Below are 25,744 nucleotides of genomic sequence, written 5' to 3'. Positions count from 1 at the left end.
GAAGCGCGCCCGGCGCACCGTGTGATTAGCTAGGGCGTGCCCGGATGCGTGCCGCCGGCCGCGAATGCGCGCCCGAACGCCCCGGGCGGCACCTGCCGCGGACGGCCCCCGCCCGTGGCGCGTACGCGAGTATGGAAGGCCATGGACTGTGGGAGACACCCTCAAGATCGTCGTGCTGGTCAAGCACGTCCCTGATGCTCAATTCGACCGTCACCTCGGCGCACAGGGCCCCCTCGACCGTTCCGAGAGCATCCTCTCCGAGCTGGACGAGTACGCCCTCGAGGCTGCACTGCAGCTCACGGATGCCAGGGGCGGCGACAAGGGCGGCAACGAGGTCGTTGCCCTGACCATGGGCGGCCCGGACGCTGCCAACGCCCTCAAGAAGGCGCTCCAGATCGGTGCGAGCTCGGGCGTCCACGTCAGCGACGAGGCGCTCGCCGGCTCAGACGCGTCGGCGACGTCCCTCGCGCTTGCCGCAGCCATCCGCAGCCTCGGCGATGTCGACATCGTCCTGACCGGCATGGCCTCGACCGACGGCGAGACCTCTCTGGTCCCAGCACAGCTTGCCGAGCGACTCGACCTGCCGCAGCTGACGTTCGCCTCATCCCTCGAGATCTCCGGCAGCACGGCCCGGATCCAGCGCGATGGTGACGGTGTGGCCGAGACCGTCGAGGCCGGTCTTCCGGCGCTCATCTCGGTGACCGATCAGGCGAATGAGCCGCGCTACCCGAACTTCAAGGGAATCCTCGCCGCCAAGAAGAAGAAGATCGCGACCCTGTCGCTTGTCGATCTGGGGCTCGAAGCCGGCCAGGTCGGGGCCGCGGGCTCGCTCACCGCCGTCGAATCGGCACAGCCGCGCCCGGCGCGTGGCGCGGGCACCATCATCACCGACGAGGGTGACGCCGGGGTCAAGCTCGTCGACTTCCTGGCCGCGCAGAAGCTCATCTGAGGGAGATACTGACAATGACTGCAGAGAATGCCGCCGGCGCGGCGAACGTCCTCGTTGTTCTGAGCGGTGGCCCGGGCGGCGCGGGAGAGTCCCTTACGAAGGCTCAGCTCGAGCTCCTCGCGGCTGGCCGGCTCCTCGGCACCGTCTCCGCCGCGTCCACGGCCCCCGTCTCCGAGGGCGCCCGGGCGCAGCTCGCCGAGAACGGCGTCGCAGCCGTGTACACGCCTGAAGGCGCTGACCTCTCCGCGTACCTCGTGGGCCCGACCGCCGCGTGGCTCGCGGACGTTGTCTCGGCCGTGGGCGCGGACGGCGGCGGGCACGCTGCGTTCGGCGTCATCGTGCTCGACAATTCGTCCGAGGGCAAGGAGGCTGCAGGACGCCTCGGTGTGCGGCTCGGCGCTGGCGTCGTGACGGATGTCGTGGGGCTCGAGACGGACGGGACGGCGCACAAGTCCGTCCTGGCCGGCTCGTATCAGGTCCGGGCCCGCGCGACGAGCCCGGTCGCGATCCTCACGCTCAAGCCGAACAGCGTCGAGGCCGCTCCGGCCGATGCCCCCGGTTTGGCAACTATCACGCCCGTCGCCGTGCCCGAGGCTTCCCTGGCCCGGGCCGCTCGCGTCGTCGCCCGCACCGACAAGCCGGCCTCAGGCCGTCCCGAGCTCACGGAGGCGAACATCGTCGTCTCCGGCGGCCGTGGCACGGACGGCGACTTCGGCCCCGTCGAGGAACTCGCCGACGTGCTCGGTGCGGCCGTCGGGGCCTCGCGCGCCGCTGCCGACGCTGGCTGGGTCAGCCACGACCTCCAGGTCGGCCAGACGGGCAAGACGGTCTCGCCGCAGCTCTACGTCGCAGCGGGGATCTCGGGTGCGATCCAGCACAGGGCGGGAATGCAGACCTCGAAGGTCATCGTCGCGGTCAACTCGGACCCCGACTCGCCGATCTTCGAGATCGCCGACTTCGGCGTGGTGGGCGACGTGTTCAAGGTCCTGCCCCAGGCAGCCGCCGAGATCACGCGGCGCCGCGGCTGATGCCTGGCGCTCCTTTCGATCCGGCGAAGCACCAGGTGCGGCGGGTCGTCGCGTTCGGGGCCCACCCGGACGACCTCGACTTCGGGGTCTCGGGCACCGTGGCAGCGTGGACCGCAGCAGGTGTCGAGGTCCACTACTGCATCATGACAGACGGGGACGCCGGTGGCTTCGACCCCGAGCACCGGGCGAGCATCGTCGCGATGCGCCACGAGGAGCAGCGCGGCGCCGCGGCCCTCGTCGGTGTCACGGACGTGCACTTCCTGGGCTACCGCGACGGGTACCTCGAGCCCTCGCACGAGGTGATGCGTGACGTCGTCGAGCTCGTGCGCCGCGTGCGGCCCGACGTCGTCATCGCGATGCACCCCGAGCGGAACTGGGACCGGATCCAGAAGTCGCACCCGGACCACCTCGCGTGCGGCGAGGCGGTGACCCGGGCCATGTACCCGGCGGTGGAGAATCCCTTCGCGTACCCCGAGCTCGCTGAGGCCGGGCTCGACGCGTACCGCCTCCCCTGGCTGTGGCTGTATGCGGGACCCAAGGACCGTACCAACTACTACTCGGACATGACGGCCTTCGTCGACACGAAGATCGCCGCCCTCCACGTGCACATCAGCCAGCATCCCGACGTCGCGGCGATGGAGGAGTCGGTGCGTCTGCGTATGCGGGCCTCCGCGCACGACGGCGGGCTGGTCTCCGGGGCGTCGGCCGAGGAGTTCCACATCGTCTCGGTCAACAACCCGGAGACGATCGCGGGCTTCTGAGAGGTCGGGGTGCGGCGGTCGGGTGCGGTGGCTGAGCGGCCTCGAAACCGGCAGGGTGACTAGATCTGCGCGCCCGCGTACCCGTTCTGCCGCCAGGCCTCGTAGACCGCGATCGAGGCGGAGTTGGCGAGATTGAGTGAGCGGCGGGACGGCAGCATCGGGAGGCGCACCCGTGCCGTGATCCGCTCGTCGTCGAGGACGTCCTGGGGCAGGCCGACGGACTCGGGCCCGAAGAAGAGGACGTCTCCGGGCGCGTAGGCCACGTCCGCGAACGGCGTGTCGCCGTGGGACGTGAACGCGAAGACGCGCGCGGGCAGCAGGGCGGCGAACGCGTCGTCGAGCGTCTTATGGACTGTCATGACCGCGAGGTCATGGTAGTCGAGGCCCGCCCGGCGCAGGTTCGCGTCCTCGAAGTTGAACCCGAGGGGCTCGACGAGGTGCAGCTCGCAGCCCGTCACAGCCGAAAGTCGGATCGCGTTGCCCGTGTTGCCGGGGATTTCGGGCGCGTATAAGAGGATGCGGAACACGCCCTCCATCCTACGGTCACCCGTCGGTCCGGTTTCGTCGGCCGCCGAGGCGCCCAGCCGTGCGCCCTGTCAGCGAAAAGTCAGTGGAGGCCTGTGAGCAGGCGCGCGAGGGCAGGGATGAACACGGCGTTCGGCTGCGGCCCGGAGGAGAGGAAGAACGTGAGCTCGCGCAGGAACTTGGCGGCGTTGAGGGGCTCGATGAGCCCTTCGGCTCCGCGGCGGACATCGATGACGGGCTCGTGGAGCGCCTCGTCCGGGGTCTGGACCAGGATGTAGCCCTGGACATTGAGCTCGGGGAACAGGTTCTGGAAGTACCGGACCTGGTCGGCCAGCCGCGGCGGTGCAACGACCCGGCTGCCGTGGATCAGGTGCTCGCCGTCCCACGCGTAGTTGCCGCGCGGAACCAGCATCGAGTCCACGAGGGCGAGCCGGTACCCGGCGAGGACAGCGTGGGCGATGTGAGTTGAATCTGCGGGAGAGCGGAGGCCGTTCAAGAGCCGCGCGGAGGGGATCGCCGTCAGTACGCGGCGGCGGATGAGCGCCGCGGTCCGCTGTTCGCGCTGGATCCTCGCGTCGGCGCCGAACAGCCCGCGGCGGCGTGGGACACCGTGCTCGGCCCGCGCCGCAATCTCGGCCGGCAGGAGCGGCACGCTGCCCGGCGCAAACGGCGGGACATAGACGGCCGGCTCGCCGGCGAGGTTCCGCTGCCCGCCGCTGCGCGGCGCGGCCCGCGCTGTGAACGTGCCGGCACCCGTCGGCGCCGCGCTGCCGGGCTGCGGCGACTCGCGCTGCGGCGCCGAGGTGAAGTAGCTGCGATCGTAGGCGGCGCGGGCCTTCGGATCGGAGAGGACCTCGAACGCGAGGGTCACCCGGCGGAACTCGACGACGTCGCCTCCGTGGTCGGGGTGGTGGGCGCGGGCTGCCCGGCGGTATGCGCGCCGGATCTCGCTCTCGTTCGCGGTGACGGGCACGCCGAGCACCTCGTAGTGGGAAGGGACGTGCACGGGCATGGGTCCATCGTAGGAGTGTGCGCTGACCGTCCGTTGCGCGCCCACCCCTGCGGCGCCTGAGATAATCCTGCGCATGCCCCTTGACCGACCGGCCCGCCTCACCCTTGCCGTGAACCCGGCCGCACACGCGGGACTCGGCGACGCCCGTGCCCGCGAGGCCGCTACGCTATTCCGCGCCCGAGGCGCCGCCGTGACCGAGCTGCGGAGGGAGACGGCCTTGGAGCTTGCCGCGGCCGTCGCCGCGGACCTGTCCGGGCCTGACGCAGTGGTTGTCGTGGGCGGTGACGGTGCCGTGAACCTCGTGGCGAACGTGCTCGCGGGAACGGGTGTTCCCTTGGGCGTGGTCCCGGCCGGGACCGGGAACGACGTCGCACGGCTCCTCGGCGTTCCGCTCGACTCGGTCGCGGGCGCCGTCTCGGCGGTCCTCGCCGCGCTCGACGGCGCGCCCCGCCTCCTCGATCTCGGGCGCATCGACTGGCCGGACGGCCAGCGGCACTACGTGGCGGTGGCCTCGGCGGGCTTCGACGCGCGGGTCAACGAACGCGCCAACACGTGGCGATGGCCTCGGGGCCAATCCCGGTACACGCTCGCCGTCCTGCGGGAGCTCGTCTCCTTCCGCCCGATTCCGTTCGAGCTCACGGTGGACGGCGTCGGCCGGCGGCAGCGCGCCATGCTCGTCTCGGTGGCGAACGGACCCTCGCTCGGCGGTGGCATGCGCATCGCGCCGGGCGCGCGGGCCGACGACGGGCTCCTTGACCTCTTTGTGGTCCGGCCGCTGTCCATCCCGGCGTTCCTCGCCGTGTTCCCGAAGGTGTTCCGGGGCGAACACGTGGGGCATCCGGCCGTCGAACTCTCAACGGTGCGCAGCGTGTCCATCGGCGGGCCTGGCGTCGTCGTCTATGCGGACGGCGAGCGGGTCACCGACGTTCCGGTGACGATCAGCGTGGTGCCTCGCTCTCTCGCGGTCCTCGCGGCGCCCGGCGGGCTTGAGCCGACCTGCTAGGGACGTGACCCCGGATCCTTGGGACGAGGATGCGGGGTCACGTTCCTGCGATGCGGGGTCACGTTTCGGGCCGTTCAGGCCCTGCGGGCGGTGAGCCGGTTGAGCGCGAGCGCCCCGACGAGGAGGCCGAAGTCGCGCAGCGCGACGTCGAATCCGTGCCCGAGCACGAGCAGGTTCACGATGATGCCGAGCAGCCACAGCGCGACGACGAGTGACCCCCACCGCGGCTTCCATGCGACGAGGAGCCCGGCGATGATCTCGACGACGCCCACCATGTACATGAACGACTGCGGGCTCAGGGGGACAACCTGGGTCGCTACAGGGGCGAGGTAGTTGGGCCAATACGTGAGGACGTTGAAGAACTTGTCGAGGCCGAAGAGGATCGGGGCCACGATATAGAGGGTCCGCAGCAGGTAGAACGCCTGATCGGCGGGGGCGAGCGCTCGGGCGCCGCTGCGCGCGCCGGAGGAGGTATGAATCCTGCCGTGGTGTGCTGAGGTGGCTGACATGACGAGCTCCTTCCAAAGCTGACATTCCCGATTTTAGAACCGAGTCATGTCTAAAACAACAGATTGGCATTTTGGATCTAGACTTGATCCATGACCGCCAAACCGGCTCCCACGTGGCGTGAACGCCTCGGTGCCCTCGCCTCCCTCGGCGAGGACCGGCGTCGTGCGCTGTACCTGTATGTGCGCGGCGCGGGTCGCCCAGTGGGCCGGGACGAGGCTGCGGACGTCACGGGGATCTCCCGAGCTGCGGCCGCCGCGCACCTCGACCGGCTCGTGGACGACGGCGTGCTGGCCGCTGTCTTCGCCAAGCCGACGGGCCGCCGCGGGCCGGGCTCGGGGAGGCCGTCGAAGTTCTACGAGACCGTCCTCACGGAGGTGGTCGCGGCGGTCCCCGAGCGCTCCTATGAGCTCGCGGGGGAGCTGCTCGCCGCGGCGGCTGAACGGACCATCGCGGACGGCGGGCCCATGGCTGACGCGATCGCCGCCGTCGGCTACGAGCGTGGCACGGCCCTCGGCGGAGAGCATGGGAGCATCGAAGCCGTCCTCGACGCCACGGGCTACGAGCCAGTCCGCGGAGCCGACGGGGCCATCGATCTCGGCAACTGCCCCTTCCACCGCCTCTCCCGCGGGTACCGCGGCGTGGTGTGCAGCCTCAACGGAGCCCTCCTCGCAGGGGCCCTCGACGGCTGTGGGGACGCGAGCCGACGCGTCGAGCCCGTCGAACCGCGGGACGGCCAGCATGCGTGCTGCGCGAGGATCGTCCCGCGGGAGGCCTGAGCAATGGATCGATCGAGCGGGGGCCCGGGGAGTAGGGGCGGCCGTGGCGCCTACAGTTGAAGGGTGCCCGTCTACCTCGACCACGCCGCCACGACGCCCGTGACCCCCGCCGCTCTCGCGGTCTACACCGAGCAGATCGCAAGGGGCGGCAATCCTTCCTCGCTCCACGCCGCCGGACAGTCCGCGCGCCGTGTCCTCGAAGACGCCCGCGAGTCTCTCGCGCAGGACCTCGGCGCACACCCAACGGAGATCGTCTTCACGTCCGGGGGCACGGAGGCAGACAACCTGGCCGTGAAGGGCCTGTACTGGTCCCGCCACGCCGAAGATCCGCGGCGCACACGGATCCTGTGCTCGAGTGTCGAGCACCATGCCGTGGGTGACACCGTCGAATGGCTCGAGAAGCACGAGGGCGCCGAGGTCGTCTGGCTTCCCTGCGACGTCGCAGGAACGACGAGCATCGACGCCCTCCGCGCCGAGATTGCCCGCGATCCCGGGGGCGTGGCGCTCGTGGCCCTCATGTGGGCCAACAACGAGATCGGTACCGTGCAGCCGGTGGCTGAGGCCGTCGCGGCCGCGGCAGAGTTCGGGATCCCGGTGCACTCTGACGCAGTCCAGGCGTTTGGCCACGTTCCGGTGGACTTCGCGGCGTCAGGGCTCGCGACCATTGCCGTGAGCGGGCACAAGGTGGGCGCGCCAGTAGGCATCGGCGGCCTCGTAGTGCGGCGCGACATCGTGCTCACGCCCGTCCTCCATGGCGGCGGCCAACAGCGCGGGCTGCGCTCGGGCACGCTCGACGCCGCCGGTGCCGCCGCCTTCGCGGTCGCGGCGCACGACGCCGTCACGCACCTTCCGGACGAATCGCGCCGTCTCGCCGGGCTTCGGGACAAGCTCCTGGCGGGCATCGAGCGGGAGGTGCCCGCCGCCGTCGTGAGCGGGCCGACCGCGAGGGGAGAAACGCCCGAGAGGCTCCCGGGCATTGCCCACGCGACATTCCCCGGGTGCGAGGGGGATTCGCTCCTGTTCCTCCTGGACATGGCGGGACTCGAGACGTCGACGGGATCGGCCTGCACGGCCGGAGTCCCGCGCCCCTCCCACGTGCTTCTTGCGATGGGCCGGACGGAAGACGAGGCGCGCGGTTCCCAGCGTTTCAGCCTCGGCTGGAGCACGACGGAAGCCGATGTCGACGCGCTCGTCGCCACGATTGGACCCGCCGTGGCGCAGGCCCGTGCGGCCGGGATGGCAGGGCACGCGAGCCGCATCGAGACGGCAAGCACTCGCGCGCGCGGCTGACTGGCGCCTGACCCCGCATCCCCGGGAGGTGACCCCGGGTAGTCGGGAGGTGACCCCGGGTAGTCGGGAGGTGACCCCGCGTCACGGTTGCGGTCAGATGCCCGCGAGCTCCGCGAGCGGGACTGCCGGATCGCCGAGTCGCGCGAGATCCACGGTTGCGCGGGAGGCGATGAGAGCCTTGATGGCCTTCTGCTGCCGCGATGTGTTGACGTTCATGCCGCCCACCACCGCGCCTCCGCGGACCCAGAGCGCCACGAAGCCATCCTTGGCGGCCTCCACCGTATCGATCGAGCCCCGCAGCACGAGCTGAGCGCCGCGGACGAGCTGCCAGTACCCCGAGTACTCCATGCTCAGCCCTGCCTGATCGGTGTAGAAGTACGGGGCGATGTCCAGCTGAGCCTCCTGGCCCAGCATCGCCTTCGCCGCGACCTTGCCGCTGTTGAGCGCGTTGGACCAGTGCTCGCTGCGGACATGCTCACCGGTGAACGGCTGGAGTGAACTCGCGACGTCGCCGGCAGCGAAGACGTTGGCCACCCCCGTGCGGAGGGATGCGTCCGTGACGATCCCGTTGCGCACGGCCATCCGGGTGCCTTCGGCGAGCGCGGTGTCAGGTTCGACGCCCGCGGCCACGACGACGAGATCGGCAGCGATGCGCTCGCCCGTGTTGAGGACGATGCCGGCCACGCCCTCCTCGCTCTGGCCCGCGACGAACTCCACCGGATGCGCGCCGAGGCGGAACCGCGTCCCCTCCGCTTCGAGGTTGCGGCGGAACACCTCGGCCAGTGCCGGCTCCAGCTGCCGGAGTACGGTCGTGCGCCGTCCGAGAACAGTGACGTCGTTCCCGTACTCGCGGGCCGCGGCGGCGACTTCGAATCCGATCCAACCTGTGCCCACGATCACCACGTGGCGGCCGCCGCCGGAGAGCTCGGTGCGCAGCCCGAGGGAGTCCTCGAAGCGTCGCAGGGAGTGGATCCCCTCGAGATGCGCGCCGGGAAGGTCGAGGACCCTCGGCTGCGCTCCGGTCGCGATGAGGAGCTTCGAGTACGGCAGGAGCGCGTCACTCTCCAGGCGGAGCATGTGCGTGGCAGGGATGACCTGCTCGGCCCGTTCACCGAGGAGCACCTCGACATCGTGCTCCGCATACCAGCCGGGCGGATTGACCTCGAGGTCGGCCTCCGACCCCGTCCCCTTGAGGAATTCCTTCGACAGCGGCGGGCGGAGGTACGGCGTTCGGTGCTCGGCTGCGACGACGCGAATGGGCCCGTCGTAGCCTTCCTGGCGAAGCGTCTTGGCGGCACTTCCCGCGGCCAGACCGCCTCCGGCGATGAGAATCGGCTGCTCCATGTGCACTCCCCTCGACAGTGCCCAGCGCGGCGCAGGGCCCCCTCGACGCTAGAATAGACCGGTGCGAGTTCTGGCAGCCATGAGCGGGGGAGTGGATTCCGCCGTCGCCGCTGCCCGCGCTGTGGAGGCCGGGCACGACGTCGTCGGCGTCCACCTTGCGCTCAACCGCATGCCCGGCACGCTTCGCACCGGGAGCCGCGGATGCTGCACCATCGAGGATTCGAACGACGCGTGGCGCGCGTGCGACAAGCTCGGCATTCCGTTCTACGTGTGGGACTTCTCGGAGCGGTTCAAGGCTGATGTCGTGGATGACTTCGTGGCCGAGTACGCCGCGGGGCGGACCCCGAATCCGTGCATGCGCTGCAATGAGCGCATCAAGTTCGCAGCACTCCTCGAGAAGGCACTTGCGCTCGGTTTCGACGCGGTCTGCACGGGCCACTACGCGAAGGTCATCCGCGATGCCGACGGCAACCCCGAGCTGCACCGCGCCGCCGACTGGGCCAAGGACCAGTCCTACGTCCTGGGCGTCCTGACTCGCGAGCAGCTCGAGCACTGCCTTTTCCCGCTCGCGGACACGCCGTCCAAAGCTGAGGTCCGGGCAGAGGCAGAACGCCGCGGCCTGTCGGTCGCGAAGAAGCCGGACAGCCACGACATCTGCTTCATCGCCGACGGCGACACGCGGGGCTGGCTCGCCGAGCGCATCGAGATGGAGCCCGGGAACATCGTCGACGAGACTGGAGCCACGGTCGGGGAGCACGCCGGTGCGAATGCCTTCACGGTGGGCCAGCGCAGGGGTCTGCGGCTCGGCCACCCGGCTCCGGACGGGAAGCCCCGCTTCGTCCTCGAGGTCCGGCCCAAGGACAACACCGTGGTTGTGGGTCCCGAGCGGCTCCTCGCAGTCAGCGAGATCCGAGGCATCCGTGTCTCGTGGGCGGGCGTGCCGGTCGCGTCGGCCGAGTCCGGCGAGGAGTTCGCCTGTACGGCACAGGTCCGAGCCCACGGGGACCCGGTGCCCGCGCGTGCGCGGCTCACGTTCGCAGACAGGCACGACGCGGACCCGCACAACGCGGACCCGCACAACGCGGACCCGCACGACGCCGTCCTGGTCGTCACGCTCGATACTCCCCTCCGCGGGGTCGCCCCCGGGCAGACCGTGGTGCTCTACCAGGGCACGCGCGTACTCGGGCAGGCGACCATCGATGCGGCACGATCCCTCGACCGCGCGGCGCTCTAACCCCGACCGCGGCGCCGATCCGGGCGCTTCGCCCCAGGCCTGGGCTCACGCATGCGGCTGATTGACAGAGTTTTCCCAGCGTACATCTAGCCTTTTCCCAGCATGCGTGACCCGCGGCTAGCCTGCCCATGTCCCTGCTCGTCGCAGGAACGTTCGTAGGAAGCCATCAGGAAGAAGGATCCATGCCTGCCTCCCAGCGCCGCGCACGAATCGCCGCCGTATCGGCCGCGCTTGCCCTCACCGCGGCGGTCGCCACGACTGCCGCTGCGACTGCCTCACCTGCTCCCCAGCCCTCTCCGCAGCATGCCGCGCAGGCAGCCAAGGACGCCTTCAGCTTCGCGGTCATCGGTGACACGCCGTACGGTGCCGGCGCCCTCGCCGCGTTCCCCTCCCACGTGGCACAGCTCAACGCCGACAAGTCCTTGGACTTCGTGGTCCACGTGGGCGACATCAAGAACGGCTCAGACAAGTGCTCGAACGAGTACTTCGACACCATTCGCGCCGACTTCGACCAGTTCACACACCCCCTGATCTACACGATCGGCGATAACGAGTGGACGGACTGCCACCGCACCAGCAACGGGGCCTACAACCCGCTCGAGCGGCTCGCCAGGCTGCGCGAGGTCTTCTTCGATGAGCCCGGCAAGACCCTCGGCGCGACGATGCCCGTGACGAGCCAGGCTGATCTCGGTATCCCCGAGGATGTTGCATTCACGCGCAATCGGGTCGCGTTCGCGGCCGTCAACGTGCCCGGAAGCAACAACTCGATGCTCCCCTGGACTGGTCTCGGCAAGACCGCGCCGACCTCCGAGCAGGTTGCGGAGGTCCAGCACCGCACGGACGCCGTGATCGTTGAGATCAAGAAGACGTTCGCCGAAGCCCGCCAGCGGAACGACCGTACGGTTGTCGTGCTGCAGCAGGCGGACATGTTCGACCCGACCTACAACGTGCCGTGGACGGACATCAGCGCCTTCACCCCGATCGTCCAGACGCTCATCGACGAGGCCAGCGCGTTCAGCGGTGACGTCTACCTGTTCAACGGGGACAGCCACGTCTACAACGCAGACCGCCCGCTGGCCGCCGGATCCCCATGGCTCTCGAAGTACGGCGTGACCGGGTCTGCGCACAACCTCCAGCGGATCACGATCGATGGCTCCGCCAAGGCCACAAACTACCTGCGCGTCGACGTGGCCGGGAACGGCTCGGCCGGCAAGGACCAGCCGGTCCTGAGCTGGGATCGCGTGTCCTTCAAGTAGGCAGTCGCCGCGCGGAGCACACCTCGCGGCGGTGCGGACGACGGCGCGCGGCGAGTGCCGCCGTCGTCCGCGCCTTCGGTACCGCTGCTTCTCACCCCGTGGCGGATGGAGGGGGCAAAGGTCACCGTTCGGTCTCGATACATCAAGGATGTCCTTCATTTCGAGTCAAGGGTGATTGAATCGAGACATCAGTCTGTGCCCTGAGTCACGTTCGGTGCGCCGAACGCGCGCGGGCACGGCCACGATTCGACAAGAAAAGGCCATTGATGTCTAAGACCAGAACTGCCGTGCGGAGCGCTATCGCGCTCGCCGGCGTCTCCATGCTCGCTCTGACGGCGTGCACCGGACCGTCCGGGGGATCATCCTCCAGCGGCTCGGCTGGCGGAGGGGGCCCCGTGACCGTCGGTACCACCGACAAGGTCACGTTCCTCGACCCGGCGGGGTCCTACGACAACGGATCGTTCATGGTCATGAACCAGATCTACCCGTTCCTCCTCAACTCAAAGCCGGGCAGCGCGGAACCGCAGCCGGACATCGCCGAGTCGGCCTCCTTCACGTCGCCGACCGAGTACACGGTCAAGCTCAAGAGCGGACTCAAGTGGGCCAACGGCGACTCGCTTGATTCCGCCGATGTGAAGTTCTCCTTCGACCGCCAGGTCAAGATCAACGACCCCAACGGTCCGGCGTCCCTCCTCGACAACCTCGACAGCACCGAGGCGAAGGACGCAACCACGGTTGTGTTCCACCTCAAGCAGGGCAATGACCAGACCTTCCCGCAGGTACTGACCGGCCCCGTTGGACCGATCGTGGACCACAACGTGTTCCCGGCGGACAAGGTCATGAACGACGAGGACATCATCGCGAAGAAGGCCTTCGCCGGCCCGTTCACGATCTCCTCGTACCAGAAGAACCAGCTCGTCTCCTTCAAGGCGAACCCGGACTACAAGGGCCTGCTCGGAGCCCCCAAGACCGATACCGTCAACCTCAAGTACTACTCCGACTCGAACAACCTCAAGCTCGATGTGCAGCAGAGCAACATCGACGTTGCCTGGCGCTCGCTGCCGGCGACCGATGTCGACAGCCTGTCGAAGGATTCCAAGGTCAAGGTCTACAAGGGCCCGGGCGGCGAGATCCGCTACATCGTCTTCAACTTCGACACGATGCCGTTCGGCGCCAAGACGCCTGAGGCCGATGCCAAGAAGGCCCTCGCCGTGCGCCAGGCCATGGCGGACCTCGTGGACCGCGAGGCCATTGCGACTCAGGTCTACAAGGGCACGTACACGCCGCTCTACTCGTACGTCCCAGACGGTTTCCCCGGCGCCACGACGCCGCTCAAGTCGATGTACGGCGACGGTTCGGGCAAGCCGAGCCTCGACAAGGCCAAGCAGGCACTTTCCGCTGCCGGGGTCACTGGTCCGTTGACGCTCAACCTCCAGTACAACCCCGACCACTACGGGAAGTCCTCCGGCGATGAGTACGCCCTCGTCAAGCAGCAGCTCGAAAACGGCGGCCTCTTCAAAGTCAACCTGCAGTCGACCGAGTGGGTCACCTACTCCAAGGACCGGGCCAAGGACGCCTACCCGATGTACCAGCTCGGATGGTTCCCGGACTTCTCCGATCCGGACAACTACCTGACGCCGTTCTTCACGAAGAACAGCTTCCTCAAGAACCATTACGACAACCCGACGGTCCAGGACCTGATCACCAAGGAAGCGACGAACCCGGACAAGTCTGCCCGCGAGAAGCAGATCGGCGATGTCCAGGACGCCGTGGCCAAGGATCTTTCGACCCTGCCACTGCTCCAGGGGTCGCAGGTCGCCGTGGCCGGCGCATCGGTCAAGGGCGTCGACTCGACCCTTGACCCGTCGTTCAAGTTCCGCCTCGGCGTTCTGAGCAAGTAGCCGACACGGACAACAGCTAGACCGAACAGCGGCGGGATGCGGATCGCATCCCGCCGCTGCGGTGCGAAGGAACACCATCATGACTGCACTGACAGAGGCGCCCCCCGAAGCTGCGGGCGTTCCCGCGCCTGCCGCGAAATCCAACGGCGGCGGGCTCCTGACCTACCTGATCATCCGATTCCTGCTCATCATCCCTACGATCCTCATCCTCGTGACGATGGTCTTCTTCCTCATGAGGATCACCGGTGACCCGATCACGGCCGCCCTGGGTGGTCGCCTCCCGGCCGACCAGCTCCAGGAGCGGATCCATCAGGCCGGTTACGACCGGCCGATCCTCATCCAGTACGTCGAATACCTCGGCCAGATCTTCACCGGCAATTTCGGCCGGACCATCTCGGACAACCGGGCTGTGACCGAGATGCTCGCGACCTTCGGCACCGCGACGCTCGAACTTGCCGTCAACGCCGTCGTGGTCGCGCTCGTCATCGGGATCCCCCTCGGGATGATCGCGGCCCACCGCCGGGACAAGGGGGCCGACGCCGGTCTGCGGGTGTTCGCGATCCTCTCCTACGCCACGCCGGTATTCTTCGCCGGCCTTCTGCTCAAGCTCATCTTCGCGGTATGGCTCGAGTGGACCCCCGTGGCCGGGCGCGCAACGACGGCGACTGAGCTTGCCCTCACGCAGCTGTCCGCACCGACGGGCATCTACTGGCTCGACGCACTCCGCAGCGGTGACATGGCCGCTTTCTGGGATGTCGAGTCGCATGCGATCCTCCCCGCGCTCGCCCTCGGCCTCCTCACCGCCGGCGTCTTCCTGAGGCTCGTGCGGACCAACCTCATCGGCACGCTCGGCAAGGACTACATCGAGGCGGGGCGCTCGCGCGGCGTGAGCGAGTTCCGGCTCGTGAGGAAGCATGCGTACAAGCCGGCACTCATCCCCATCATCACGGTCATGGGCCTGCAGATTGCCCTCCTTCTGGGCGGTGCCGTGCTCACGGAAACCACCTTCGAGTGGAAGGGCCTCGGCTTCCAGCTGGCGCAGTACCTCACTGCGCGCGACTTCGTGGCGGTGCAGGGGATCGTGGTGCTCTTGGCCGTCATTGTCGCCCTGACGAACTTCATTGTGGACGTCGTCGCCGCGCTGATCGATCCGAGGGTGAGGTACTGATGTCCACTCCGTCCAGCGCCCAGCCGCTTCCACAGATCGAGCGCAGGGATCCGCTCTGGACCCGGCTCCCGATCGTTGCGCAAGTCCGCACGAGCGTCGGCGTCCAGCGTGCCATGCTCGTGGCGGGCCTCGTCCTGACCGGGATCTTCGTCCTTCTCGCGATCTTCGCCCCCCTGATTGCCCCCTTCGGCTTCTCGCAGATCGGGGACGCTGACGGGAATTTCCCGACCCAGGATCCCCCGGGGGCGAAGCACCTCTGGGGTACGACCGTCGGCGGCTTCGACGTGTTCTCCCGGGTCGTCTGGGGAGCCCAGACCGCGATCCTTGTGATCTTCGTGGCCGTGATCCTCTCGATCTTCATCGGCGTGGCCCTCGGACTCGTCTCCGGTTACCTCGGAGGCTGGCTCGACCGGATCCTCGTGGTCATCGCGGATGCCGTCTACGCGTTCCCGTCTCTGCTCGTGGCGATCGTCATGTCGATCGTCATCAGCCACGGCCAGTCGAACCTGTGGGGAGGAATCCTGGCGGCGGCCATCTCCATCACGGTGGTCTTCATCCCGCAGTACTTCCGCGTGGTGCGCGCCGAGGCGATCCGCCTCAAGGCCGAGCCGTTCGTCGAGTCAGCGAAGGTCATCGGCGCATCGACGTGGCGCGTCATGGGACGCCACATCTTCCGCAATGCCACCCGCAGCATCCCGCTCATCTTCACGCTCAACGCCTCGGAGGCGATCCTGACGCTCGCCGGTCTCGGCTTCCTCGGCTTCGGCATCGAACCCACGAGCGCCGCCGAGTGGGGCTTCGACCTCAACAAGGCGCTGAGTGACGCGACCGCGGGCATCTGGTGGACCGGAGTCTTCCCGGGCCTCGCGATCGTCCTCACGGTGCTGGGCTTGACCTTGGTTGGCGAGAGCATGAATGACCTCGCCGACGCGCGGATCCGCACCCGTGGCAAGAAGAGCGCGCCCAAGGGTGCCGCGACAGCACCGGCCAGCCCGGAAGGAGATGCAGCATGACCGAGCAGCTCAACGTGACGCCCGCGGGTGCCCCGGGGCCGAAGGCCACGGTCTTGGACATCGATGACCTCGAGGTTACCTTCGCGACCGATTCCGGAGACGTCAAGGCGGTGCGCGGTGTGAGCCTCGACGTCCGCGCAGGCGAGGTGGTCGCCGTCGTCGGCGAATCCGGGTCCGGCAAGACGGTGACGGCCAAGACCATCCTGGGCCTCCTGCCCGAGACGGCCACGAGCTCCGGCGCCGTCGTGATCAACGGGCACAACGTCGTGACGCTCAGCGCAGCCAAACTGCGCGAGCTGCGCGGACGCGACGTTGCCATGGTGTTCCAGGAGCCTTCCACGGCCCTCAATCCCGTCTTCACCGTCGGGTGGCAGATCGCGGAGGGCATCAGGGCACACCACGACCGTGAGGGCCGGAAGATCGGGCGCAAGGAGGCGAAGGAGCGGGCCGTCGAGGCGCTGCGCAAGGTCGGCATCCCGGACCCCGAGAAGCGCGTCGACTACTACCCGCACCAGTTCTCGGGCGGGCAGAAGCAGCGCGTGGTGATCGCCGCGGCACTTGCCCTCGACCCGGAGCTCATCGTCGCCGACGAGCCGACGACGGCGCTCGACGTCACCGTCCAGGCCGAGATCCTCGAGCTCCTGCGAGACCTCAGAGACCTCTACGGGACCTCGATCGTGCTCATCACCCACAACATGGGCGTGGTCGCGGACCTCGCGGACCGCGTCGTGGTGATGTACCAGGGCGAGGTGGTCGAGGAGGCGCCCGTGCAGACGCTGTTCGCCTCGCCGCGGGAGGACTACACGCGCCGCCTGCTCGATGCCGTCCCGCACCTCGGGCGCGACTCGGCCTCCGAAGGCGCGAGCGAGCGGCTGCACCAGGGCGAGGTGCTCGTACGGGCCGAAGGCCTCGACATCACGTACCCAGGCCGTCTCGGCACGCCCGCGTTCCGCGCCGTGCAGGGGGTGTCCTTCACCGTGTCCGCCGGCGAGGTCTTCGGCCTCGTGGGCGAGTCCGGCTCGGGGAAGACGACGATCGGCCGCGTCATCGCGGGTCTCAACAGGGCCACGGGCGGGAGCCTCACGGTCCTCGGACACGAGATGGTCGGGTTCAAGGAGCGGAGCTTCAGGCCCGTCCGCAAGGACATCGGTTTCGTGTTCCAAGACCCCGCGGCGTCGTTCAACCCGCAGCTGACGATCGGCGAGTGCGTCGCCGAGCCGCTCGTGGTCCACACCGAGCTCGGTTCCGTGCAGGTGCGGCGGAAGGTGGGCGAGCTGCTCGAGTCCGTCCAGCTTCCCTCCTCCTACGCCGCGCGGTACCCGCACGAGCTCTCGGGCGGCCAGCGCCAGCGCGCCTCGCTCGCGCGGGCCCTCGCCCTCAGGCCGAAGCTGCTGATCGCCGACGAGCCCACCTCGGCCCTCGACGTCTCGGTCCAGGCGAAGGTCCTCGAGCTGTTCCGCGAGATCCAGGCCGAGTTCGGGTTCGCCGCGCTGTTCATCAGCCACGACCTCGCGGTCGTGGACCAGCTCAGCCACTGGGTGGGCGTCCTGTACAAGGGCCGGCTCGTCGAACAGGGGATCGGCACCCGGGTCATGGGGTCTCCCCAGGACGACTACACGAAGCGGCTCATCGCCTCGCTGCCCGTCCCGGACCCGGTCGAGCAGGCGGAGCGGAGGAAGGCACACCGGGCCCTCCTCGGTCTCTGACCCCGCATCGCTGGGACATGACCCCGCATCGCCCAAGGCGTTGCGGGGTCACGTTCCTGCGCTGTGAGGTCACGCGTCGGGCCCCGGTCGGGCTCCGTGATCCCCGGCCCATAGACTGATCACCATGACCGAGCAGCGCCACGACACCGAAGCCGAGACGACCGAGCATCCTTCCTCCGCGTCCTACGATCCGACCGCGAGCTCGCTCACGGGCCACGTGGACCCTGCCGTGATGGCGGAGCTGCTCTCGATCCGCTCGAGCATCGACAACTTCGATGCGACGCTCGTGTACCTCTTGGCGGAACGTTTCAAGGTGACCCAGCGCGTGGGCTTCCTGAAGGCGAAGCACCAGCTCCCGCCTGCAGATCCGGATCGCGAGGCCGCCCAGATCGCCCGCCTGCGCCGTCTGGCCGAAGAGGCCCAGCTGGACCCGGCCTTCGCGGAGAAGTTCCTCAACTTCATCATCAGCGAGGTTATCCGCCACCATCAGGCGATCGCCGAGGACCACGGCCAGGGCGTGAACGAGGGCCAGCCCCTGGAGCCGAGCGAGCGCCAGCCGGATCCGCGCGCGTGACGGGCCAGGTCACCGCGACCGCGCTCGGGGACTGGCCGGGCACCGATCCGATCGAGGCGGCCAGGGCAATCCGCGGCGAACTCGGCACCCCGCATCTTCCGTTCCTCGCCGAGCTTCCCGCCCGCGGCGTGGGGTCCGACCCGGTCGGCCGCACGGCATCGCTCCTGACGGACCTGCACGCGGACGTCCAGCCGCACGGCTGGCGCCTCGTTCCGCACCCTGGCAGGGACGCCCGGCGCGCGGAGTCGGCGCTCTCGACCGACCTCAATGTCCTGGCCGATCTCGTGGGCGCCGAGGAACGCAGTGCGGAGGAACTCCACGTGCGCATCCTCGGGCCGCTGAGCCTCATGGCGGGCACCTATCTGCCCTCGGGCGAGCGGATCCTCGCCGACCACGGCGCGCGGCGAGACCTTGCGCAGTCCCTCGCGGCCGGCGTCGTGCCGTTCCTCGACCGCGTGGCCCGAGCGGTCCCGGGGACGCGCCTCACGGTCCAGCTCGACGAGCCGGACGCCGCACGCGTGCTCGCGGGACTCGTGCCCACGGCGAGCGGCTACCGCACGCTCCGGTCGGTACCAGCCGAGGAGGCCCGTGCTGCGTGGGAAGGCGTCGTCGCGGCGCTCCACGGCGCGGACGCAGAGGCCGTCGTCGTGAATCTGCCGGGCTGGGAGGCGCCGATCGGCGGTGTCCTCGCCGCCGGCGCGGATGGTGTCTCGCTGCCCCTCGCGGACCTGACCGTGCCTCAGTGGGAGGAACTCGCCGGGGCGATCGAGGCGGGTTCGCGGCTGTGGCTGGGCGCGCTTCCGCACGACGGCGGTGCGCCTCCCGCCACGCGGGACCTCGCCGAGCGCGTGGTCCGGCCGTGGCGGCAGCTCGGCCTGCCCTTCGACGCGCTCGACGCCGTCCGGCTCACCCCCGAGGGAAGCCTCGCTGCGTTCACTCCAGCTGAGGCGACGGCGCGGCTCACGCGGACCGTCAAGCTTGCGGACGCAGTCAACCAGATAGCTCACGGCTGAGACCCGGAGCCCCGGCAGGGCGCGGCAGGCAACTCAGCCCTGACGCCGCCGCAGGTGCTCCTCGGCGAGCGCATCCATCTCCTCGTCGCTGAGCTCGTCGAACGAGCGTGCCTCGCGCCGGTCGCTGTGGGAGAACCGCACGAACATGAGGATGATCACCGGGATGTCCACCGCCTCGGCGATGAACCAGAGGAGGTCGCCGGCGAGCTGCTGGTCGCGCAGCGGCGAGGGGAACCACGACGGAGCGCCTGCCGCCCAGGAGGTGGCGCCGTCGAGCACCGTGGGGCTGAGCCGGAGGAAGATGCCCGGAATCGCATCCGCGAGCAGCTCGATGAACACGTAGACGAACTCGAGCACGATGAAGGCGCTCGATCGCTCGAACGAGTCGGCCTCGGTGAGCGGGAGGGCGAGGATGAGCCCGATGATCGGCGCCATGATGCTCAGCGCCCCGCTCGCAAACGGATCGGCGCGGTAGGCCTGGAAGAGCGGCGTGAGGAAGGTTCCGAACAGGATGAGCCCGACGATCGGTGCCACGTAGGAGTTCCCGAGGATCTTCACCGGCCGGCTGGCCATGATCCGGTTCAGGCGCGCCCGGCCGGAGTCCGCCAGCGCGGCCTGCGCGAGCCCGAGCGGCCGGCCCAGTCCCGCGAGGAGCGGAATCACAAAGAACATGAGCGAGACCTTGAGCGTGAACGCCCACCGCAGCGACGAGCCGTAGGCCCCGGCGAAGCCGCACGCGAGCACGAGGTACGGCACGAGGCCGAGGACGTAGAAGCACAGCACCCGCCACAGGGGCCAGCGGACCCCTGCCCGGCGGGCCCGCATGAGCCCGACCCCGTACAGCACCGCGGCGGCCAGACCGAGCGCGAGCGCGGCGGGATCGATGGTGGCAGAGGCGAAGACGGTCGAGAGGGGCGGCACGCCCGGATGATAGCCCGGGAGGCTGGGACGCGGCTGGATGCTGCCCCGGCGTCGTCCACCCGACGACTAGAATGGATCAGACGCGCGCCCGGCGCGCAGTAGACGCCGGATGCACGCGGTTGACCGGTACTTGGGGGAGAGTGGAAGGTATGAAGGCACGCATTCTGGTCGTCGACGACGATGAGGCACTGGCCGAGATGATCGGCATCGTCCTGCGCAACGACGGTTTCGACCCGGTCTTCTGCGCGGACGGCGCCCAGGCGCCCGACGTGTTCCGTGCGCAGAAGCCGGATCTGGTCCTGCTGGACCTCATGCTCCCCGGACTCGACGGGATCGAGGTGTGCCGGCAGATCCGTTCGGAGTCCGACGTCCCGATCGTCATGCTCACCGCCAAGTCGGACACTTCTGATGTGGTCCGCGGGCTCGAGTCGGGTGCCGACGACTACGTGCCGAAGCCCTTCAAGCCGGCCGAGCTCGTCGCGCGGGTCCGGGCGCGCCTGCGCCCGGGCGAGACCAAGGCGCCCGAGACCCTGCGGGTCGGGGAGGTCACCATCGACGTTGCCGGCCACACGGTCAAGCGCTCGGACGAGCACGTTTCCCTCACGCCCCTCGAGTTCGACCTGCTCGTGGCCCTCGCCCGCAAGCCGTGGCAGGTGTTCACGCGCGAGCTCCTCCTCGAGCAGGTGTGGGGCTACCGGCACGCCGCGGACACGCGCCTCGTGAATGTCCATGTGCAGCGCCTGCGCTCCAAGATCGAGCGCGATCCCGAGGCACCCGAGATCGTCCTGACCGTGCGCGGCGTCGGGTACAAGGCCGGCGCCTAGCCGCGCGCGGCGCCAGGCAGCCCATCCACGGACCCCAGAGGCATGGACACGGAGCAGGACCATCGCACTCCCGCCGGGACGCCCCCGGAGGGGGGCGCCTCTGCCGTGCCTGAGGGGACTGAAGCCGGCCACGAGCCCCCGGCGGGCAGCGTCGCGGCGGCCTGGAGCGCCGTCGTGCGTGATCCGCGATGGGAGAAGGCCAGGGAACACGCGCGGATCGCCGCGAAGCGTGCGCGCATCCTCCTCTACAGGGCCGTGCGCACGGCATGGCGCGGGCTCAGGGGCGTCTGGCCGATGGTCGCCGGACTGCGGACCGGGTTCGCCCGCCGGTGGCGGCGCTCGCTCCAGTTCCGCACCGTGCTCATCACGCTCGTGCTCACGTTCGTCTCATTCCTCGCGGTCGGGGCATACCTCTCCAACCAGATAGCCAACAACCTCTTCCAGGAGCGGCTCGCCCAGGCCGAGGTGCAGACCCGGCAGTCGGTCCAGCAGGTCCAGGAGACGTTCGACGGCGCGCAGGTCACCGACCAGCAGGGCGTCCTCAAGCTCGTCAACGACACGCTCAACCAGCTCGAGGCCCGGGAATCCGGCACACCGCGCCAGTACGTCTTCCTCGCCGTGCCCAACCAGGACCAGCCACGAAACCGCTGGGTCGACTCGCGGGCGTCCTACCTGCGCACCGAGAACGACATCCCGCAGTCCCTCCGGGACGCGGTCCAGCATTCGCAGCAGGAGCAATACTGGCAGTCCATCCCGCTCACGGTGGACAACCGCATCCACCCCGCGGTCGCCGTCGGCAACAAGGTCAGCTTCGGCGGCACGGTCTACGAGCTGTACCTCATCTACGACATAGAGACCGCCCAGTCGACTCTCGACGACATGCAGAACGTGCTCTGGTTCGGCGGCATCTTCCTCCTGCTGCTCATCGGCGCCATCACGTGGATCGTCACGCGCAGCGTTGTCTCGCCCGTGAGCCACGCCGCCGCGGTGTCGGAGAAGCTCGCGGCAGGACAGCTCGAGGAGCGCATGGCCGTCGAGGGGGAGGACGAGGTGGCGCGGCTCGGTGCGTCGTTCAACCACATGGCGGCCAACCTGCAGGAGCAGATCACGGCGCTCGCTAACCTCTCCCGCATGCAGCAGCGGTTCGTCTCCGACGTGAGCCACGAGCTCCGCACCCCGCTGACCACCGTGCGCATGGCGGCGGAGGTCCTCCATGATGCCCGGGACGAGTTCAACCCCGTCACGAAGCGCTCGGCCGAGCTACTGTACAACCAGGTGGAGCGCTTCCAGGCCCTCCTGAACGATCTGCTCGAGATCTCCCGCTTCGACGCGGGCGCCGCCGTCCTCGACGCCGAGGCCCAGGACATCCTCCCCGTGATCCGCGCGGTCATCGAGACGGCTGCGCCGATCGCGGCCGACTCCGGGTCCGAGGTCCGGCTCTTCTCACGCGCGCCGAGCATCATCGTGGACATGGACGACCGCCGGATCGAGCGGGTGCTTCGGAACCTCCTCCTCAATGCCCTCGAGCACGGCGAGGGCCGCCCCGTGGAGGTCTTCGTCGCGGCCAACGCCGACGCCGTCGGGGTGTCCGTGCGCGATCATGGGATCGGGATGTCCCCGACCGAGGCGTCCCGCGTGTTCGACCGCTTCTGGCGCGCCGACCCGGCCCGCGCACGCACCACCGGCGGGTCCGGCCTTGGCCTCTCGATCGCGATCGAGGACGTCAAACTGCACAACGGCTGGCTGCAGGCCTGGGGCGAGCGCGGCGAGGGCTCGTGCTTCCGCCTGACCCTGCCGCTGCGGAGCGGGGGGACGATCGCCGAATCGCCCGTCGCGCTCGAGCCGGCCGGGGGCGACGTCGTGCTCGTCGAGGAGCAGGCGACGCGCGGGGTCCTGCTGGGAATGCCGCAGGTTTCGCACGCCCAGCGGCTGGCGGGTGCCGCGCACGACGCCGCGGGGACGCCTACCGCCGACCCTCACCTCGCGCGCGGCGAGGGCCCCGCCGCGACGGGCGGCCGGACGGACGAGAGGCCGTGATGCGGCGCGTCATCCCCGCAGCGCTGGTCGCGCTCCTCCTCGCCCTCGCCGCCCTCGCCGGGTGCGCCCAGATCCCCACGACGGGTCCGGTGGGCAAGAGCCGCGACGGCGCCGTGACCCTCGGAAACGCGCCCCAGTACATCCCGCCGGGCCCGCGTGACGGCTCGACTCCCCAGGCCACGATCGAGGGGTTCTTCAATGCCGGCAGCGGCTACCAGAACGACTTCACGGTCGCGAGGCAGTTCCTCGCACCGGCGCAGTCCGTCTCGTGGAAGCCCAGCAACCGGACGCTCGTGTACCGGGGGAGCGCCACCGTGGTCGCCAATGGGCAGGAGAACGGCTACAGCTACGAGTTCGATCTCGCCTACTCCGTCGACGGCGAGGGGATCGCGACCCCCTTCCCTGCGGGGACCAAGGAGCACATCGACGTCACGCTGTCCCAGGTGGATGGCCAGTGGCGCGTCTCGAAGCTCCCGGATGGCACGGCCATTCCTGAGGAAACCTTCAAGCAGCTCTACAAGTCGTTCCCGCTGTACTTCTACGACCCCTCATTCACGATCCTCGTGCCGGATGTGCGCTGGTTCATCGACAACTCCGGTGTCGCGAAGTCCCTCGTGAGCGCCCTCATCGCAGGGCCGGCTCCGTACCTGCGCTCGGCCGTCACGACGGCCTTCCCGCAGGGCATCCATCTCGAACGGGAGTCGGTGCCCATCGTGGACAACACCGCGCAGGTCGACTTCACGTCCGAGCTTCGCGACGCGTCGTTCACCGACCGGCAGCGGATGCGGAACCAGCTCCTGCGGACCTTCACAGGCATCAGCTCGGTGGTGGGCGTCACCCTCCGCTCGAACCAGAGCGATGTGGCCATCGATGATCCGAGCGGCGGAAGGGCCGCTCCCGACCCGATCGTGGACCCCAAGGTCCCCTCGTGGCAGATCGGGGTGGCCGGCGGCGAGCTCGTGCAGTACGTCAATCGGCAGGCCACGCGGATCGACGGGCTGCGCAGCGTGTCCCAGTTCGGCCCGCACCAGCCGGCGGCCGCCGTGACGCAGCATCTCTATGCGTTCATCGGCGACGGGCCGGCGCTCTACTCCGTCATGCCGGATCAAGCCCCGCGCCTCCTCGACTCGAGGACGCGACTGAGCCCGCCCTCGATCAGCCCGTTCGACTGGATCTGGACGGCCGGCCCCGGGGCAAACGGCGCCACCGAGGTTGTGGCCTACAAGCCGGCGGGCGTGGCCGAGGGCGCCGAGGTTCCGAAGGTGACGATGGCACCGGGCTGGCTTGCCGGGCGCACCGTCGAGGATCTGAGGATTTCGCGGGATGGTGCGCGCGCGCTCGTCCTCTCGACGCAGGGAGGATCCACGGTGCTCCAGCTGGCCGGCGTCGTCCGGGCCGCGGACGGGACGCCGCGTGAGCTCACGACGCCGATCACGCTCTCGACCACCGAGAAGAACCCCCGCCGGGCGGTCTGGGTCGACGAAGTCACGGTGCTCGTTTCGGGTGTTTCCGCGAACGACCCGGTCACGCCGGAACTGGTGTCCCTCAAGGGCGGAGACCCGCGCCAGCTTCCGGCACTGGCGGGAATCCAGTCGGTCTCGGCGGGCAACGGCGATCAGGAGATCACCGCGCAGACCTCGGCCGGGGTTTTCCTGCTTGCGCGCACCACGTGGATCGACGTGGGCAAGGGCGTCGAGGGGCTCTCCTCCGCGGGATAGCGCTGTGTCCGCGCGGTGCGGGCGAGGGCCCAGGGAAAGCCTGTGTTCGTCGACGGGAGGAATCCCCACGGTGGGTCCGAGAACGGGCTCCGTCTCGGGTTGTCCACATACGGGTCCGACGGGTGGTGCAGAGCCGCGTGCACGGGCAGGCTCGGGGTATGGGGAGCGCGAGGAAGTCGGCCGAACCGGTGGTCGCGGCCGGGCGGCACGCCGGGCGGCCGCTGGGGCTCTCGGCACGCTTTCGCGACGGCCTGATGGCGGTAGCGGGCGAGCTGCTCGGGCTGGTGGTTCCCGTCGAATGCGTCGCCTGCGGAGCGCCCGATACCCAGCTGTGCCCCGCCTGCACGAGGAGGCTGAGGGCACTGACCGCCCGGCCCGCACGTGTCGACGAGCATGCTCCGGCCCTCATCGAGGCGAGCGGGCGGGTGCTGCTCCCGGCGGTGGCGGCTGGCCCCTACCGCAACGAGCTCTCGCTCGCGCTCCTGGCCTTCAAACGCCACGGGAGTGCGGCCCTCGCGGGGGAGCTGTCCGCCGCCCTGGCCCGCGCCCTCCGCGCCGCCGCGGGATCCGCGGGCGGGGGAGTCCTGCTCGTGCCGGTGCCCACGAGCCGGTCCGCCTACCTGCGCCGGGGCTTCGACCCGCTCAGGCTCCTCCTGACGCGCGTTCGCCGCGAGGCGCGGCTTCCGCCGGGTACAGCATGGGTCGAGGCGCTGGGGCCCCGCCGCCGGGCCCTCAGGGAACGCGCTGCTGCCGTCGCCGCCAGGGCGGTGGGGGCTGGGGAGAGCTCCCAGAAGGGGCTCGGCCGGTCCCAGCGACGGTCCCGCGTCTCCGGCTCGCTGACCGCCCTCCCGCAACCGAGGGTCCTGGGCCATGGCACGGGGCACGGTGCGGGAGCGCGCGGCACCGCGCTCGGTGCGCCACGTCGTGGACAACGATCGCTTCGGCAGTCCCTGCGTGGCCGACGGTGCGTCGTCGTCGATGACGTCCTGACGACTGGCGCCACGGTGCGGGAGGCGGCGCGGGCACTCGAGGCGGTCGGCGCCGTCGTCCTCGGAGTGGTGACGCTGGCCTACGTTCCCCACCCAGAGGCGCCGGGACGTGGCCCGCCGGCTACGCTCGGGGCGGACAGACCGGATTCAAGGTCAACAGGGGATGAATAAACGGTGACGATCCACTAACGT

Annotated in this window: 23 protein-coding genes; 18 read left to right on the top strand and 5 right to left on the bottom strand. The window is 69.6% G+C overall.

Going from position 1 to position 25,744, the window contains the following annotated elements; genetic code table 11:
- The first annotated feature begins 148 nt into the window (after positions 1 to 148).
- From AB5L97_RS12410 to AB5L97_RS12400, 3 genes are read left to right on the top strand one after another with little or no spacing between them, the layout of a single operon-like run.
- Positions 149 to 949 (top strand): electron transfer flavoprotein subunit beta/FixA family protein, encoded by an 801-nt coding sequence (locus tag AB5L97_RS12410; RefSeq protein ID WP_369044901.1) that lies wholly within the window; start codon positions 149 to 151, stop codon positions 947 to 949.
- 14 nt (positions 950 to 963) lie between these two features.
- The gene (locus AB5L97_RS12405; protein ID WP_369044900.1) at positions 964 to 1,977 is read left to right on the top strand and encodes an electron transfer flavoprotein subunit alpha/FixB family protein; all 1,014 of its coding nucleotides are present in this window, start codon (positions 964 to 966) and stop codon (positions 1,975 to 1,977) included.
- Positions 1,977 to 2,738: a PIG-L deacetylase family protein gene (locus AB5L97_RS12400; protein ID WP_369044899.1), complete on the top strand. Its 762-nt coding sequence runs from the start codon at positions 1,977 to 1,979 to the stop codon at positions 2,736 to 2,738. The genes AB5L97_RS12405 and AB5L97_RS12400 overlap by 1 nt, the downstream gene beginning before the upstream one ends.
- Positions 2,739 to 2,797: 59 nt before the next feature.
- Here AB5L97_RS12400 and AB5L97_RS12395 read toward each other — a convergent pair whose 3' ends face one another.
- Together AB5L97_RS12395 and AB5L97_RS12390 are read right to left on the bottom strand one after the other, a co-directional pair.
- On the bottom strand, positions 2,798 to 3,265 hold the full coding sequence (locus AB5L97_RS12395; protein ID WP_369044898.1) for a tRNA (cytidine(34)-2'-O)-methyltransferase: 468 nt from the start codon (positions 3,263 to 3,265) through the stop codon (positions 2,798 to 2,800).
- A gap of 80 nt (positions 3,266 to 3,345) precedes the next feature.
- Positions 3,346 to 4,275 (bottom strand): J domain-containing protein, encoded by a 930-nt coding sequence (locus tag AB5L97_RS12390; protein ID WP_369044897.1) that lies wholly within the window; start codon positions 4,273 to 4,275, stop codon positions 3,346 to 3,348.
- A gap of 73 nt (positions 4,276 to 4,348) precedes the next feature.
- On the opposite strand from AB5L97_RS12390, the gene AB5L97_RS12385 reads away from it, so the two are divergent.
- Positions 4,349 to 5,278, top strand: a complete 930-nt coding sequence (locus AB5L97_RS12385; RefSeq protein WP_307957896.1) for a diacylglycerol/lipid kinase family protein — start codon at positions 4,349 to 4,351, stop codon at positions 5,276 to 5,278.
- A gap of 74 nt (positions 5,279 to 5,352) precedes the next feature.
- Here AB5L97_RS12385 and AB5L97_RS12380 read toward each other — a convergent pair whose 3' ends face one another.
- A complete protein-coding gene (locus AB5L97_RS12380; protein WP_369044896.1) occupies positions 5,353 to 5,787 on the bottom strand; it encodes a hypothetical protein in 435 nt (144 codons plus the stop codon).
- 90 nt (positions 5,788 to 5,877) lie between these two features.
- Here AB5L97_RS12380 and AB5L97_RS12375 point away from each other — a divergent pair, with 90 nt between their 5' ends.
- Complete coding sequence (locus AB5L97_RS12375) at positions 5,878 to 6,564, top strand: helix-turn-helix transcriptional regulator (RefSeq protein WP_369044895.1); 687 nt, start codon at positions 5,878 to 5,880, stop codon at positions 6,562 to 6,564.
- A gap of 63 nt (positions 6,565 to 6,627) precedes the next feature.
- On the top strand, positions 6,628 to 7,854 hold the full coding sequence (locus AB5L97_RS12370; protein WP_369044894.1) for a cysteine desulfurase family protein: 1,227 nt from the start codon (positions 6,628 to 6,630) through the stop codon (positions 7,852 to 7,854).
- Between the two features lie 93 nt (positions 7,855 to 7,947).
- Here AB5L97_RS12370 and AB5L97_RS12365 read toward each other — a convergent pair whose 3' ends face one another.
- A complete protein-coding gene (locus tag AB5L97_RS12365) occupies positions 7,948 to 9,198 on the bottom strand; it encodes an NAD(P)/FAD-dependent oxidoreductase (protein ID WP_369044893.1) in 1,251 nt (416 codons plus the stop codon).
- Between the two features lie 61 nt (positions 9,199 to 9,259).
- Between AB5L97_RS12365 and mnmA the strand changes: the two genes are divergently transcribed.
- The 8 genes from mnmA (at position 9,260) to AB5L97_RS12325 (ending at position 19,063) form a co-directional block, all read left to right on the top strand.
- Positions 9,260 to 10,432: a tRNA 2-thiouridine(34) synthase MnmA gene (mnmA, locus tag AB5L97_RS12360; protein WP_369044892.1), complete on the top strand. Its 1,173-nt coding sequence runs from the start codon at positions 9,260 to 9,262 to the stop codon at positions 10,430 to 10,432.
- A 182-nt stretch (positions 10,433 to 10,614) separates the two neighbouring features.
- Entirely contained in the window at positions 10,615 to 11,688 is a 1,074-nt protein-coding gene (locus AB5L97_RS12355) for a metallophosphoesterase (protein ID WP_369044891.1), read from the top strand.
- A gap of 266 nt (positions 11,689 to 11,954) precedes the next feature.
- The gene (locus AB5L97_RS12350; protein ID WP_369044890.1) at positions 11,955 to 13,589 is read left to right on the top strand and encodes an ABC transporter substrate-binding protein; all 1,635 of its coding nucleotides are present in this window, start codon (positions 11,955 to 11,957) and stop codon (positions 13,587 to 13,589) included.
- 79 nt (positions 13,590 to 13,668) lie between these two features.
- Positions 13,669 to 14,757: an ABC transporter permease gene (locus AB5L97_RS12345; RefSeq protein ID WP_369044889.1), complete on the top strand. Its 1,089-nt coding sequence runs from the start codon at positions 13,669 to 13,671 to the stop codon at positions 14,755 to 14,757.
- On the top strand, positions 14,757 to 15,770 hold the full coding sequence (locus tag AB5L97_RS12340; RefSeq protein WP_369044888.1) for an ABC transporter permease: 1,014 nt from the start codon (positions 14,757 to 14,759) through the stop codon (positions 15,768 to 15,770). Before AB5L97_RS12345 ends, AB5L97_RS12340 begins: the two co-directional genes overlap by 1 nt.
- Positions 15,767 to 17,476, top strand: a complete 1,710-nt coding sequence (locus AB5L97_RS12335; protein WP_369044887.1) for a dipeptide ABC transporter ATP-binding protein — start codon at positions 15,767 to 15,769, stop codon at positions 17,474 to 17,476. Before AB5L97_RS12340 ends, AB5L97_RS12335 begins: the two co-directional genes overlap by 4 nt.
- A gap of 124 nt (positions 17,477 to 17,600) precedes the next feature.
- Complete coding sequence (locus tag AB5L97_RS12330) at positions 17,601 to 18,050, top strand: chorismate mutase (RefSeq protein ID WP_307957885.1); 450 nt, start codon at positions 17,601 to 17,603, stop codon at positions 18,048 to 18,050.
- The gene (locus AB5L97_RS12325; protein ID WP_369044886.1) at positions 18,047 to 19,063 is read left to right on the top strand and encodes a hypothetical protein; all 1,017 of its coding nucleotides are present in this window, start codon (positions 18,047 to 18,049) and stop codon (positions 19,061 to 19,063) included. The genes AB5L97_RS12330 and AB5L97_RS12325 overlap by 4 nt, the downstream gene beginning before the upstream one ends.
- 33 nt (positions 19,064 to 19,096) lie before the next feature.
- On the opposite strand, the gene AB5L97_RS12320 is transcribed toward AB5L97_RS12325, so the two are convergent.
- On the bottom strand, positions 19,097 to 19,984 hold the full coding sequence (locus AB5L97_RS12320) for a cytochrome c oxidase assembly protein (protein ID WP_369044885.1): 888 nt from the start codon (positions 19,982 to 19,984) through the stop codon (positions 19,097 to 19,099).
- Between the two features lie 149 nt (positions 19,985 to 20,133).
- Between AB5L97_RS12320 and mtrA the strand changes: the two genes are divergently transcribed.
- From mtrA to AB5L97_RS12300, 4 genes are all read left to right on the top strand, one after another.
- Complete coding sequence (mtrA, locus tag AB5L97_RS12315) at positions 20,134 to 20,808, top strand: MtrAB system response regulator MtrA (RefSeq protein WP_307957882.1); 675 nt, start codon at positions 20,134 to 20,136, stop codon at positions 20,806 to 20,808.
- A 42-nt stretch (positions 20,809 to 20,850) separates the two neighbouring features.
- On the top strand, positions 20,851 to 22,845 hold the full coding sequence (mtrB, locus tag AB5L97_RS12310; protein WP_423246789.1) for an MtrAB system histidine kinase MtrB: 1,995 nt from the start codon (positions 20,851 to 20,853) through the stop codon (positions 22,843 to 22,845).
- Positions 22,845 to 24,563 carry an LpqB family beta-propeller domain-containing protein gene (locus AB5L97_RS12305; RefSeq protein ID WP_369047429.1) on the top strand — a complete coding sequence of 573 codons (1,719 nt, stop codon included), beginning with the start codon at positions 22,845 to 22,847 and terminating at the stop codon, positions 24,561 to 24,563. Before mtrB ends, AB5L97_RS12305 begins: the two co-directional genes overlap by 1 nt.
- A 158-nt stretch (positions 24,564 to 24,721) precedes the next feature.
- The gene (locus AB5L97_RS12300) at positions 24,722 to 25,723 is read left to right on the top strand and encodes a ComF family protein (RefSeq protein WP_369044884.1); all 1,002 of its coding nucleotides are present in this window, start codon (positions 24,722 to 24,724) and stop codon (positions 25,721 to 25,723) included.
- Positions 25,724 to 25,744: the final 21 nt, after the last annotated feature.

This window comes from Sinomonas sp. P10A9 (assembly GCF_041022165.1).
GTDB lineage: Bacteria > Actinomycetota > Actinomycetes > Actinomycetales > Micrococcaceae > Sinomonas > Sinomonas puerhi.
Note: the sequence above shows the minus strand (reverse complement) of the source record. Positions and strands in the feature narration are given on the sequence as shown.